The sequence below is a fragment of the Neorhizobium sp. NCHU2750 genome (assembly GCF_003597675.1).
Taxonomy (GTDB): Bacteria; Pseudomonadota; Alphaproteobacteria; order Rhizobiales; family Rhizobiaceae; genus Neorhizobium.
On the sequence record NZ_CP030830.1, the window covers coordinates 103,805 to 116,874 of the forward strand.

A 13,070-nucleotide genomic window follows, 5' to 3' on the forward strand; every position below is an offset into this window, starting at 1 on the left:
CAAGAGATGATCCGCTACGGCACCAATCCCATCGCCTGGGCCAATGACGACGACCAGAGCCTCGGCGCCAATATCCCCACGGAGCAGATCCTTCGGGAGGCAAGCGAGATCGGCTTTGACGGTATTGAAAACGGTCATCGCTGGCCGAACGATCCGCAGGCCCTGAAGGAATTGCTCGGGAGCTTCGGCCTCGCCTTCGTCTCCGGCTGGTATTCGCTCAACCTTCTGACGCAGCCGGTCGAGGACGAGAAGAAGGCGATCCAGCCGCATCTCGACAAGCTCAAGCACAATGGCTGCACGGTCTGCATCGCCTGCGAAACATCGAACAGCGTGCAGGGGCTGCAAGAACCGCTGTCGCAGAGCCCCGTACTCTTGTCCGAAGAAATGAAGGCTTTCGGGGCAAAGGTGGAGGCGCTTTCGGCCTTCACCGCAAGCCAGGGCATCAAGCTCGTCTATCATCACCACATGGGAACGGTGGTAGAAACGCCGGAAGAGATCGATGCCTTCATGGCGGCGACCGGCCCCCAAACCCGCCTTCTGTTCGATGCCGGCCATTACTATTTCGGCGGCGACGGCCGAGATCCGACGCCGGTGCTTGCCCGCCATATCGACCGGGTCAGCCATTTCCATGCCAAGAATGTCCGCCCTGCGATCATGCGGAAAGTGCGCGAGGAGGGGCTTTCCTTCATGGATGGCGTGCGTGCCGGCGTGTTCACCGTGCCGGGCGACGAGGAAGGCGGCGTCGATTTCGCACCGCTTCTGAGTATCCTCAAGCAGGCCAGCTATGACGGCTGGATCGTCATCGAGGCAGAGCAGGACCCTGATGTCCGCAATCCCTTCCATTATCAGTCGCTCGGCCTAAAGACGCTGAAGGCGCAAGCCGCAAGCCTCAATCTCGCCTGACAGGGAACAGGAGTTCGTCATGTCCCATCTTCTCCATCGCCCCTTCGGCACGCATGGCAAGGTTCACGAGATCACGCCTGCTCTTGCGGGCTGGCGCCATGTCGGCTTTTCGCTCTATCGCCTGCGCGCCGGCGAAACGGCCAGCGAAGCGACAGGCGAGCGCGAGGTCATCCTCGTCATGATCGAGGGAAAGGCTGCAATCGAGGGGGTGGGGCGGTACTGGGGCGTGCTCGGCGAGCGGATGAGCGTCTTTGAAAAATCGCCTCCCCATTGCCTCTACCTGCCGAATGGCAGCGAATGGACGGCGAAGGCTGCGACCGATTGCGTCATCGCGATCTGCTCGGCGCCCGGCAAAGGCAGCCACGAGGCGCGCCGCATCGGCCCCGACGGCATCACGCTCACCCAGCGCGGCGAGGGCAGCAATACCCGTTTCATCAACAATATCGCCATGGAGAACGAGGATTACTGCGACGCCCTTCTGGTGACGGAGGTCTTCACGCCGGCCGGGAACTGGTCGAGTTATCCGAGCCATCGCCATGACGAGGACGATTTTCCGCGCGTCACCTATCTGGAAGAGACCTATTATCACCGGATCGATCCCGCCGACGGCTTCGGCATCCAGCGCGTCTATACGGACGACCGCCAGCTCGACGAAACCATGGCCGTGCATGACGGTGATGTCGTCTGCGTGCCGCGCGGACACCATCCATGCGGCGCGCCGCATGGATTTGAAATGTACTATCTCAACGTGATGGCCGGCCCCTTGCGCAAATGGCGCTTTGTCGCCGCCCCACCGGTGGCGCATCTCATGCGGTGACGGCATCGCCCGGCGGAATTCCGTCGGACGATACGGCATTCAGAAACGATCAAGCGCCATGGCCTGTAGCGACCATGGCGCGGCCATCAGGGATCGAGCCTTTTTCCCCCCGCGTCAAAGTGGTGCAGATTGCCAGCAGCCGCCGACACGCTCACCTCGTCGCCGATAGCAATCCGCGAGCGGCCGGGAACGCGGAAGACGATCGGATGTCCGGTGGCCGTCGTTGCATGAACATAGCTTTCGGCGCCCACGAGTTCGACGGCAGCCACGGTCACGCGAACGGCGAAGGGATGGGAAGGGTCCTGCCCGAGAACGAGATCTTCCGGCCTGACCCCGATCGTTCCGCCTTTCTCCGCGCCATCCGCCAGGGCGGCCCCTGCCGCAACGACGGTTTCCTGCGCGATCAGGTTCATGGAGGGCGAGCCGATGAATGTCGCGACGAAGGTCGTTGCCGGCCGCTCGTAAAGCTCGATCGGGGTTCCCACCTGCTCGATCCGGCCGCCGTTCAGGACCACGAGCCGATCCGCCAGCGTCATCGCCTCCATCTGGTCATGGGTGACATAGATGCTGGTTGTGGCAAGCGACCGCTGGAGTCTTCGGATTTCCACGCGCATTTGCACACGCAGCTTGGCGTCGAGATTGGACAGAGGCTCGTCGAACAGGAAGACGGCCGGCTTTCTGACGATTGCCCGGCCCATCGCGACGCGCTGACGCTGGCCGCCGGAAAGCTGGCGGGGTTTTCTGTCGAGAAACGGCTCGATCTCCAGCGCCCTCGCAGCCTCGGTGATGCGGCGGTCGATCTCATCTTTCGGTGTGCCACGGTTCTTCAACCCGTAGGAGAGGTTCTGGCGCACCGTCATATGTGGATAAAGCGCATAGTTCTGGAAGACCATAGCGATATCCCGTGCGGCTGGTTCCAGGTCATTGACCCGCCTTCCGCCGATTGCCACCTCGCCGGAAGTGATGCCTTCGAGGCCCGCCACCATTCTCAATAGCGTGGACTTGCCGCAGCCGGATGGGCCGACGAGCACGATCATCTCGCCATCCGCGATCTGCAACGAGACGCCCTTGATCGCCTCGATGGTGCCGCCATAAATTTTGCGGACATCGTTCAATTCGATCTGTGCCATTACTTTTCAGTCTCCACCAAACCTTTGACGAACCAGCGCTGCATCAGGACCACGACGACGACCGGCGGGATGATGGCGAGAATTGCTGTGACCATGACGTAGTTCCACGGCGTTGACGCGTCGGCGAAATCGACCATCCTGCGAAGCCCGATGATGATCGTGTTCATCTCGGCCTTGTCGGTGACAAGAAGCGGCCAGAGATATTGCGTCCAGCCATAGATGAAGAGAATGACGAACAGGGCGGCGATGTTCGTCAGCGACAGCGGCAGGAGAATGTCGCGCATGAAGCGGAAAGGCCCGGCGTTGTCGATTCGGGCAGCCTCGACCATTTCTCCGGGAATTGTCAGGAAGAACTGGCGGAACAAGAAGGTCGCTGTTGCGGACGCCATCAGCGGCAGCGTCAGGCCGGCATAGGTGTTGAGAAGGCCGAGATCAACGATCACCTTGTAGGTCGGTAGGATGCGGACTTCGACCGGCAGCATAAGCGTGACGAAGATCATCCAGAAGAACAGGTTTCGGAATGGAAACCGGAAGAAGACGATCGCGAAGGCGGACAGGAAGGATATGACGATCTTGCCGATGGCGATCGTCATCGCCACGACGAAACTGTTGAAGAGAAGACGTTCGAGGCTCACGCCGACCACCCGTTCGACGCCGCCGCCGATCGCATCGGCGTAGTTTTCGACCATATGTCCAGCCGGGAGGAGAGAGAGCGGCGGACGCAGAATGGCCGACGACGTCGCGGTCGACGCAACAAACGTATAGTAGATCGGAAAGGCGACGATGATGATCCCGATAATCAGCATCAGATGCGCCATGAGCCGTGCAAGGGGGCGGTTTTCGATCATTTCGGAACCTCACGCATAATGCACGCGCCGCTCGACGAAGCGGAACTGGAAGGCCGTGAGCGCAATGACGATGACCATCAGCACCACCGATTGGGCCGCCGACGAGCCGAGGTCGAGATTGACGAAGCCATCGTTATAAACCTTGTAGACGAGCGTTTCCGTTGCCTTCGCAGGCCCGCCGCCCGTCACTGCATGAATGATGCCGAACGTGTCGAAGAAGGCGTAAACAGTGTTGACCACCAGCAAGAAGAAGGTCGTCGGCGCCAGAAGTGGAAAGACAATCGTCCAGAAACGGCGGCTGCCACGCGCGCCATCGATTGCGGCAGCCTCGAGCAACGATTTCGGGATCGCCTGCAGCCCTGCGACGAAGAAGAGAAAATTGTAGCTGATCTGCTTCCACGCGGCGGCGATCACCACGAGAACCATCGCCTGATTGCCGTTAAGCAGCGGGTCCCAAGGCACGCCATTTCGGCGCAGCAGATAGGCAAGTGTCCCCATGGCCGGGTTGAACATGAAGAGCCATAACATGCCGGCAAGCGCTGGCGCTACCGCATAGGGAATGATCAGCATGGTACGGTAGAGCCCCTTGCCGCGCACCACAAGATCGGCAGAGGTCGCAAGCAGAAGCGCCACGGCCATCGCCAGAAAGGCGGTCGCCACGCTGAAGATTACGGTCGTCCTGAGTGACGACAGATAGGTCTCGTCAGAAAGGATGGCGGTGAAATTCGCCAGCCCAACGAAGCCGCTCTGCAGCCCGAACGGGTCTTCGCGCATCATCGACTGGTAGAGCGCCTGGCTCGCGGGCCAGAAGAAGAAGATGACCGTCAGGATGATCTGTGGGGCGACCAGGAAATAAGGCAGGATCCTGTTTGGAAAAATGACGTTCTGCATGGGGCTCCTCCAGGCCTCAGGAAGGGCAGCTCCCGAGAGCTGTCTCGGGAGCCGATTCACGTCACTTTCCGATCATTTTCCGATGGCCTTCTGGATCGCCGCATTGCCGCGCTCGACCGCCTTGTTCAGGGCCGTCTTGGCATCCTGCTTGCCGGCGAGCATAGCTTCGAATTCCTCGTTCATGATGTCGCGAACCTGCGGCAGGTTGACAAGTCTAACACCTTTGGAATTCGGCGTCGGCGCCTTGCCCATCATCTGCTGGATCGGCGTCTCGCGGCCGGGGTTCTTGTCGTAGAAACCTGATTTCTTCGTTTCGTCATAGGCGGCAAGGGTGACGGGAAGATAGCCGGAAACCTGATGCAGTCTGGCCTGGATCTTAGTTTGCGACAGGAAATGGAAGAAGGCTGCGGTGCCCTTGTATTCCGCATCGCTCTTGCCGGCAAAGACCCAGAGGCTTGCTCCTCCAGGAATGGTGTTTTGCGGCCGTCTGTCACCTTCGTAGTAAGGGAGTTGGCCGATGCCGTAATTCATGCCCGACTTGATGATATCGCCGAGACCACCGGAAGATTCAGTCAGGATGCCGCATTCGCCCGACGTGAAGAGCTGCTTAGCCTCGGATGTACGACCGCCATAGCGGAAAGTGCCGTCCTTGGCGAGATCGGCGATCGACTGGAAGTGCTTGACGAAAAAATCGGAATTGAACGTCAGCTTGACATCGGTCCCGCCGAGGCCGTTCTCATTACTGCCATAAGAAACGTTATTCCAGGCGGCGAGGTTTTCCGTCTGGATCCACGTCAGCCATGTCGATGTGAAACCGCAAGGTGCCGCCCCGCTGGTCTTGATCTTGCGGGCCGCCTCAAACAGTTCGGGCCATGTTTTCGGTGGATTGGCAGGATCGAGCCCGGCCTTCTGGAAGACGTCCTTGTTGTAATAGAGGATCGGCGACGAGGAATTGTAGGGGAAGGACAGCATGGTGCCGTCGGGCTTAGAATAATAGGCGACGATGCCGGGGAGATATTCCGACTTGTCGAATGTGTATCCACCCTTGGTCAGCACGTCGGCCACCGGCACGATCGCGCCCTGCGCGCCCATCATCACGCCGCTGCCGGCATCGAAGACCTGGATGATGGCCGGCGGCTGCTTGGCCCGGAAGGCGGCAATCCCGGCATTCAGTGTTTCGGGGTAGGTGCCCTTGAACACTGGAACGATCTTGTAGTCGCCCTGGCTGTCGTTGAATTCCTTGGCGAGCTGCTCGACGACTTCGTTATTGGCCCCAGTCATGGCGTGCCACCACTGAATCTCAGTGGTGGCCATCGCGGACGAACCCATCACAGCCGACAAGCCGGCTGCAACAATTGCTGTCTTCATACTGCTTCTCATGGATGTTCCTCCCTTTACCATGAAGCCGATCTCTGCGAGCGGGATCCTCCAATCCCACCTTGGGCCGCCTCCATGTTTCGATCGGGGCAGCGCCATGTTGTGACTATGTGTGCGCTAGACTTGCGGCGTCAATGCCTGCAATCCGTGTGAGATCGTCGAGGGCACCAGGTCCGCCGGCAACGACGGGTGCGCCCCTTGTCAATTGCTCTTGCCCGGTCGGGAACGGATGATACCAGCCGCCCGCCTCCTTCACGAGGCAATAGCCGGCAAGGCAATCCCAAGCATGCATGTAGGGTTCGTAATAGCCGACGAGGCGACCGGCCGCGACATAGGCGAGCATCAGTGCACCGGAACCATTGCGAATGAAGTTTCCGCCGGCCTCCAAGAGGCTTTCGACCATCCTTGCGACGAAGGCGGGCGTGACGTGACTATTGGCGCCGATACCGGTGACGGCATTGCGGATGGTCTTGTCAGGTGAGAGTGACAAAGGATTGCCGTTCAGGGTTGCGCCGCCGCCGGCGCGCGCGGCGTATGTTTCATCAAAGCAAGGCGCATAGATCACGCCAAGCACTGGACTTCCATCGTGAAGGAGGGCGATCGAAACGCACCAGTTGGGCATCCCATTGACGAAGGGGCTGGTGCCGTCGATCGGATCTACAACCCATGTAAAGCCGGAATTGCCATTTTGCAGACCATATTCTTCGCCAAGAACACCATCGTCTGAGAAGGCTTCGGCAAAGCGGGATCGGATCAGTTCTTCTACCTCACGGTCCGCGATGGACACTACATCTTGAGGGTCGCGCTTGGTTTCGATGACCAGCTTGTCACGTTCCTTGAAATAATGAAAAGCGAGCTTGCCCGCTTCCTGCACAACGACCTGTGCCAGCTGGAACCTTTCGTCAAGGCCGGCGATCGACGGGGAATTCATGGAGGAGATCCTTTGCGTGGTTGGCTCGTAAGAAAAGGAATTAGCCGATGATAGCGATGCCGCGATCGCGAAGTCCGATCTTGACCCTTGTCGAGATGGGAAGCGGTTCATCGGCGGTGGCATCGACAACGAAGAGTTTCGAGGATCCGGTGTCCACTTCATACTCGACATGATCCCCAAGATATGCCGCGTGGATGATCTCTCCAGAAAAACCGACAGCCGAGCCATCGGGGGAAAGGTCGATGGCGTTAGGTCGGATTGCAAGCTGTGCGGCCCCTTGCTGCGCCTTGCCGGCGGGCAGGCGGTGGCGAAGACCCGCGATGTCGATCAGGGCCTGTCCGGCGTCCACCGCGAGCACGTTGCAATCGACGACATTGGCCTCGCCCATGAAATCGGCAATAAAGGCGGATGTCGGCGCCTCGTAGAGATCGCGCGGGGCGCCCTGCTGGGCAATACTGCCGTCCTTCATGACGATGATCTCGTCGGATACTGCAAGGGCCTCATCCTGGTCATGCGTGACATACACCGCAGTGAAGCCAAGCCGCTGCTGCAACTCGCGAATCTCGGTTCTCACCCGCCTGCGCAAACGCGCATCAAGATTGGATAGCGGCTCGTCGAGCAGTAGGACCTGCGGTTCCAGGACCAGCGCGCGGGCCACTGCGACACGCTGCTGCTGACCACCGGAAAGCTCGGCAGGCAACCGATGTCCCATGCCGGCAAGTCCCACCAGCTTCAAGCCCTCCTCGGCTTGCTCGCGCGCTTCGTTACGCTTGATGCCGGAAGACTGGAGACCGTATGCGACATTGTCGAGCGAGGTCATGTGGGGAAATAGAGCGTAGCTCTGAAACACCATCGACACGTCGCGCTCGTTGGCGGGCAACATTGTGACATCCTTGCCGCCGATCAGGATGCGGCCGGAACTCGGATGTTCCAGACCCGCCAGCATCCGCAGCGTCGTCGTCTTGCCACAGCCGGACGGACCAAGGAGGGTGACAAGCGTGCCGGGCTTGATGGTGAGCGACAGATCTGGAATGGCCGTAAAGGCACCGAACGACTTGCGGACATTCTCGAAGACAACGGAGCCGGGATTAATCATGCTCATGCTACTTTCTCCTGAGCGATTGGCGTTCTCGCCGAAGCTGCCGGCGCCGCCGACGCAACCCGGTTTTCGCGCCGCAGGCGCCGCTCCCCGACAAGCAGCTGGAAGCCGGCAATGACGGTGAGCATGACGAGGATGAGGGCGGAGGAATAGGCGATGGCGACACCATACTGGCCATTTTCCACCAGCCCGACGATGAAGGCGGTCGACATGTTGTATTGCGCACTGACGAGAAAGATGACGGCGCTGATCGAGGTGATGGCCCGCACAAAGGAATAGACCAGTGCCGCATTGATCGCGGGACGTAGGAGCGGCAGAATGACCTTGCGGATTGTTCTGAAACTATTCGCTCTCAAGGTTAGCGACGCCTCATCCAGGCTCTTGTCGAGCTGGCTCATGGCCGCGACGCCGCCGCGCACGCCAACCGGCATATTGCGGAAGACGAAGCAGGCGACAAGGATCAGCGCCGTTCCCGTCATTTCCAGCGGCGGCAGGTTGAAGGCCATGATGTAGCTGATGCCAATCACGGTTCCCGGAATGGCAAAGCTCATCATCAGCGCAAACTCGAACAGGTTGCGGCCGGCAAATTTCTGGCGAACGATGATATAAGCAGTGAGAAGCCCGACGGCTGCCGTCAACGGTGCCGAAATCAGCGCGATCTCCATCGTCGTCCAGAAGGAGTTCCAGGCGACGCCGGACCATTCGATGGCCCCATCGTTGCGCAACCCGACCGAGAAGGCACGGACATAGTGTTCGATCGTCAGGCTGTTATCAAGGCCCCAGGTCCGAACGAAACCACCGAACAGGATCATTCCGTAGATGACTAGCGTGAAGGCGATCCAGGGAAGCACGAGCACATGAATCGCGATTGACAGGCCTCGGGGAAGGCCGGCATGGGCGCCGGAATCGCCCTTGCCGGTCACCGTTGCAAAATTCTTGCCCGAAAGCCAGAAACGCTGAGCGATGAAGGCCGTCATTGTAAAGAAGAGAAGGATCATCGCCAGAACAGCCGCGCGTGACGGATCATTCTGGGAGCCGACGACGGCGAAGAATATCTCAGTCGACAGCACGCCGTTGCTGCCGCCAAGCACCATCGGATTGCCGAAATCTGCCATGCTTTCGATGAATCCGATCAGAAAGGCGTTTGCGATCCCTGGGGCCATCAGCGGCAAGGAAACCCGCCAGAACGTGCGCCAGCGGTCTGCGCGCAGAGTTTGCGAGGCCTCTTCCATCGACGGGCTGACACCTTCGACGACGCCGATCAGGACGAGAAATGAAATTGGGGTAAACGATAAGACCTGGGCGATCCAAATGCCGATCAGACCATAGAGCCAACGGCTCGGCTCCGTGCCGGTGAGGCTTGCGAACCATTGGGTGACGACGCCGGAGCGACCAAACAGCAGGATGAGCGCCAGGCCGATAACGAAAGGCGGAGTTATGATCGGCAAGATGGTGAGAAGACGAAGGCCTTTCTTGAAAGGAAAGCGCGTGCGTGTTGCGACCAGCGCGAAACAAAGGCCGAGCAATGTCGAGCCGCACGCCGTCATTATGGCGAGCCACAGCGTACGCCAGGCAACGCCGCATCGGTCACCGCCAACGAGGCAATCGAGGCTCCAGATCGATGGGTCCTGGATATTGCCGGTAAACCCGCTGGCATCAAACGAGCCATCGAAGGATTGGAAGGCGGCCACAAACATGCTGCCAACCGGGTAAAAGACGAAGATCGACACGAGTACGATCAGCATCGATATGGCACCGATGACAAAGGCATCGCCTTTCATCACGCCCCGTTCAGCAAGGCCAAAAGCGAACATCAGGACGAAGACGATGCCGGCTAAAACGCCGCCTGCACCGATGGAGGGTTGACCGTCGGCAAGTGGACCGAAGAGCGCCTCAAGAAATGACCAGCTCCAGCCGGAAAAATTGATCGCCAAGCCCTGGACCACCAGGAAGAGCACGCCGGCAGCACCCACACAGGACAACGCGGCGCCGCGAGTTTCCGGGGCCTGCAGGAAGCGCGTTGCACCAGCGGTCAGGAGGAGTAGGGCAGGGATGATCAGCCACCACCTTCCGAATTCGGCGATTTCCAGCACAAGCGGGGCATTTGCGGCATCGTTGAGGAAGCTCGAAAGCCAGCCGAAGCTGTAGAAGCCACCCTCGATCCGATACCAGGGCAGGGTGATAAGGCCGACGAGGCCGACGATGAAGGCAATATCCTGCCTCCAATGCACCCTTCGAATGAGATGGGTCATGGTGATCTTCCCGAAGTGATAAGAGCTTTCCGGTCCAGGCATTCGCCTGTGTTCCGGGCTATTGGCACTGCCTGATCCGGTGGTTGTCCTCCCACGGGCCAGGCAGTGGTCGAGGGCAGATCAGTTCGCCTTGGCGCCTATCTCTTTGTCCCAACGGGACAACAGCGCCTTGCGCACAGCCGGATCACCATACTTGGCAAAATCATAGTTGATCAGCTTGATGTCTTCGAATTTGGGCGCTTCTTTCGGTATCTCTGCCGACTTGTTGGATGGCAGTTGATAGGACTTGCCATCCTTCATATGCGACTGCGCCTCAGCACTCAGTGCCCAGTCATACCATTTCTTGGCGTTTTCCAAGTTTTTGGCACCCTTGATGATCGACATCGATCCAATCTCGTAGCCAGTCCCCTCGCAAGGGGCAACGGACTTGATCGGAAACCCTTCGACCGTCTGGGCAACGGCATCATGCATGAACACGATGCCGATCGTCGCCTCTCCGCGGGCCGCGGCCTTCACCGGCGCCGAACCGGATTTGGTATATTGCGAGATGTTGGCATTAAGCTTGCCTAGATAGTCGAATGCCTTGTCCTCGCCCATGATTTGCACGAGCGTCGCAAGTGTGTTGTAGGATGTGCCCGATGAATTGGGGTTGGCGATCTGTATCTCGCCCTTGTAGGCAGGATCGAGAAGATCGGCCCAGCATTTCGGCTCCTTCAGCCCCTTCTTCTTAAGAAGATCGGTGTTGTAGCCCCAGCCGAGCGCACCTGCATAAACCCCGACGGTGCGAAACTTGGCACTCTCCGCCTGTTTTTTCGCCCAGTCCTGCAATTGGTCGAACAGCGGTGACTTGTATTCCTGCGTCAACCCCTCCGCTGCAGCCTGAAGATGCGGGTCTCCCGTTCCCGCCCACCAGATGTCGGTCTTCGGATTGCGTGCTTCCGCACGGATCTTCGCATAGGTTTCCCCCGCCGAGAGACGGACCATGTTGACCTTGATGCTCGTCTGCTTCTCGAACAGGTTCTTCATGACGTCACAAACTTCGGGATCTGCCGAGCAGATCATATTGAGATCGTCCGCAGCATGCGCGGAAAAGGCAATAAGGGATACGCCCCCGGCAAGCATTGCCGCGGCCAGTGTCTTGATGCTCATATTTTCCTCCTTAGGGGCGACGCCTCCACGTCGCCAGCTATTGCAAGCGTGTGCAACGCTCTCATGGGCATTGCTTTATGTCAATCACTAAACCCCAGTGATGCGGATATTCGTGTTCATTTCGGCATTGCACGCAATTGCAATATGGTGCATTACCTTGTGCAATATCGTGGGGTTTGAGATGCGAAAAGAGTTTGTCAGTGCCCAGGAGGTAGCGGAAAAGGCAGGGGTTTCACGGTCGGCCGTCTCACGTACGTTTACAGCTGGTGCAAGCGTATCTCCGGAAACCAGAAAACGTGTTTTGGCCGCTGCCGATGAGCTTGGTTACCACGTCAACCAGCTCGCCCGTGGGCTTATGCGCAACGAGACGGGCATCGTCTGCCTTGTAGGATCTGAAGTTGCCACGCCTTATCGCTCGGTCCTGCTACGCGAACTGACCCAGCAACTCCAAAGCGTGGGCAAGGTGGCAATGCTGATCAATACCGACAGGTCTGACGGCAGTGTCGATCGCGCGCTGCAGCAGGCGATACGCTACCGCGCCGATGCTTCGATCATCATGTCGGGGATGCCAGACAAGTCGATCGCTCAGCTTTGCCTGCGCAGCGGTCAAAGGCTCGTTCTCATTAATCGGGATGACGATCAACTTGGTTCGCTGCGTATCAACCTCGACGATCATGAATGCGGGGCACGTATCGCAACGGCCTTCGTCAGGGCAGGGTGCCGACGTCTCGCCTTTGCCAATTCCGAGGCGGGAACTCCCAGTCTCATGGGCCGGGAACATGGTTTCGTTGCTGCAGCACGGCGACTGGGAATGGACGTGGTCGTGCAAAGATTTGGCCATACGGGCTACGATGCGGGTCGCGTTCTTGCACAGCGTCTTTTGACCCGATCCGACCGCCCTGATGCCGTGTTCTGTGCGACGGATCTTATCGCCTGCGGGTTCATGGATGCCGCACGCCATCAGTTTCGCATCGCGATACCGCATGAACTCTGTGTGGCTGGTTTCGACGACATAGAACAGGCTGCATGGTCTTCCTATGATCTGACGACATTTTCGCAGCCGGTGGCGGCGATCGCCAAGGAGGCTATTCGTTGGCTCCAGGCGAATGCGTCAGAGGGAGAAACACCAACCGGGGTTAGACTCAATGCGGATTTGGTCTGGCGGGGCACAGTGCGAGGCGCATAGCGAGTACCGAGCGGTGGCCGGGTACCAGCCGCTCGCCTTGGGGGCGTTATAACCAGTCGAGACCGAGGCTGAAATCATCTCCGTAAGCCTGCCAAATGGACGGAGCATCTTCTGGGAGGAGGAATTGAATGTTTTTAAAAGCACATGACGGATCAAACGTGCTCGCCCATTTACCATTGGGAGTGGGCTTTATCTGGATCGAAGCAGACGGAGGAGTACTCGACCGGGAAGCGAAACCTGCAATGGCGCGCGCAGGGTGTAAGGCCTCGGCATTTCTATTGGATTGGCTCCCGCAGTTCGTTGGTGCTCTGTTCGGGCTAACGTCGCCTAAAAGCCCGAATGGCAGTGCGGGATTGGAACGATCGGTTGTTAGGCACAGAACATTTCGACATCAGCACGCAGGACCGAGCGATGTCTGAGATATCCGTCCAGCAGGATGGAATGCGCTCGTTCACGTGCAACTGATCTCGCGTCGGTAGTCCCACGT

At 58.9% G+C, this 13,070-nt stretch carries 11 protein-coding genes; 3 read left to right on the plus strand and 8 right to left on the minus strand.

Annotated features, from left to right (window positions below):
* Window positions 1-6: 6 nt before the first annotated feature.
* The gene (gene iolE, locus NCHU2750_RS26670) at window positions 7-903 is read left to right on the plus strand and encodes a myo-inosose-2 dehydratase (RefSeq protein ID WP_119944838.1); all 897 of its coding nucleotides are present in this window, start codon (window positions 7-9) and stop codon (window positions 901-903) included.
* A gap of 19 nt (window positions 904-922) precedes the next feature.
* Complete coding sequence (gene iolB, locus NCHU2750_RS26675; RefSeq protein ID WP_119944839.1) at window positions 923-1,720, plus strand: 5-deoxy-glucuronate isomerase; 798 nt, start codon at window positions 923-925, stop codon at window positions 1,718-1,720.
* A gap of 86 nt (window positions 1,721-1,806) precedes the next feature.
* Here iolB and NCHU2750_RS26680 read toward each other — a convergent pair whose 3' ends face one another.
* The 8 genes from NCHU2750_RS26680 to NCHU2750_RS26715 all read right to left on the minus strand — a co-directional run bounded on the left by NCHU2750_RS26680 (window position 1,807) and on the right by NCHU2750_RS26715 (window position 11,397).
* On the minus strand, window positions 1,807-2,850 hold the full coding sequence (locus tag NCHU2750_RS26680) for a sn-glycerol-3-phosphate import ATP-binding protein UgpC (RefSeq protein WP_119944840.1): 1,044 nt from the start codon (window positions 2,848-2,850) through the stop codon (window positions 1,807-1,809).
* Complete coding sequence (gene ugpE / locus NCHU2750_RS26685) at window positions 2,850-3,698, minus strand: sn-glycerol-3-phosphate ABC transporter permease UgpE (RefSeq protein WP_119944841.1); 849 nt, start codon at window positions 3,696-3,698, stop codon at window positions 2,850-2,852. Before ugpE ends, NCHU2750_RS26680 begins: the two co-directional genes overlap by 1 nt.
* A 9-nt stretch (window positions 3,699-3,707) precedes the next feature.
* The gene (gene ugpA, locus NCHU2750_RS26690; RefSeq protein WP_119944842.1) at window positions 3,708-4,589 is read right to left on the minus strand and encodes a sn-glycerol-3-phosphate ABC transporter permease UgpA; all 882 of its coding nucleotides are present in this window, start codon (window positions 4,587-4,589) and stop codon (window positions 3,708-3,710) included.
* 72 nt (window positions 4,590-4,661) lie between these two features.
* On the minus strand, window positions 4,662-5,957 hold the full coding sequence (gene ugpB, locus NCHU2750_RS26695) for a sn-glycerol-3-phosphate ABC transporter substrate-binding protein UgpB (RefSeq protein WP_119944843.1): 1,296 nt from the start codon (window positions 5,955-5,957) through the stop codon (window positions 4,662-4,664).
* Between the two features lie 115 nt (window positions 5,958-6,072).
* The gene (locus NCHU2750_RS26700; RefSeq protein WP_119944844.1) at window positions 6,073-6,897 is read right to left on the minus strand and encodes an inositol monophosphatase family protein; all 825 of its coding nucleotides are present in this window, start codon (window positions 6,895-6,897) and stop codon (window positions 6,073-6,075) included.
* Between the two features lie 40 nt (window positions 6,898-6,937).
* Window positions 6,938-7,999: an ABC transporter ATP-binding protein gene (locus NCHU2750_RS26705; protein ID WP_119944845.1), complete on the minus strand. Its 1,062-nt coding sequence runs from the start codon at window positions 7,997-7,999 to the stop codon at window positions 6,938-6,940.
* On the minus strand, window positions 7,996-10,248 hold the full coding sequence (locus NCHU2750_RS26710; RefSeq protein ID WP_119944846.1) for an ABC transporter permease: 2,253 nt from the start codon (window positions 10,246-10,248) through the stop codon (window positions 7,996-7,998). Before NCHU2750_RS26710 ends, NCHU2750_RS26705 begins: the two co-directional genes overlap by 4 nt.
* A gap of 120 nt (window positions 10,249-10,368) precedes the next feature.
* Complete coding sequence (locus NCHU2750_RS26715; RefSeq protein WP_119944847.1) at window positions 10,369-11,397, minus strand: ABC transporter substrate-binding protein; 1,029 nt, start codon at window positions 11,395-11,397, stop codon at window positions 10,369-10,371.
* Window positions 11,398-11,578: 181 nt separating this feature from the next.
* Here NCHU2750_RS26715 and NCHU2750_RS26720 point away from each other — a divergent pair, with 181 nt between their 5' ends.
* On the plus strand, window positions 11,579-12,583 hold the full coding sequence (locus NCHU2750_RS26720; protein WP_119945070.1) for a LacI family DNA-binding transcriptional regulator: 1,005 nt from the start codon (window positions 11,579-11,581) through the stop codon (window positions 12,581-12,583).
* Window positions 12,584-13,070 lie beyond the last annotated feature (487 nt).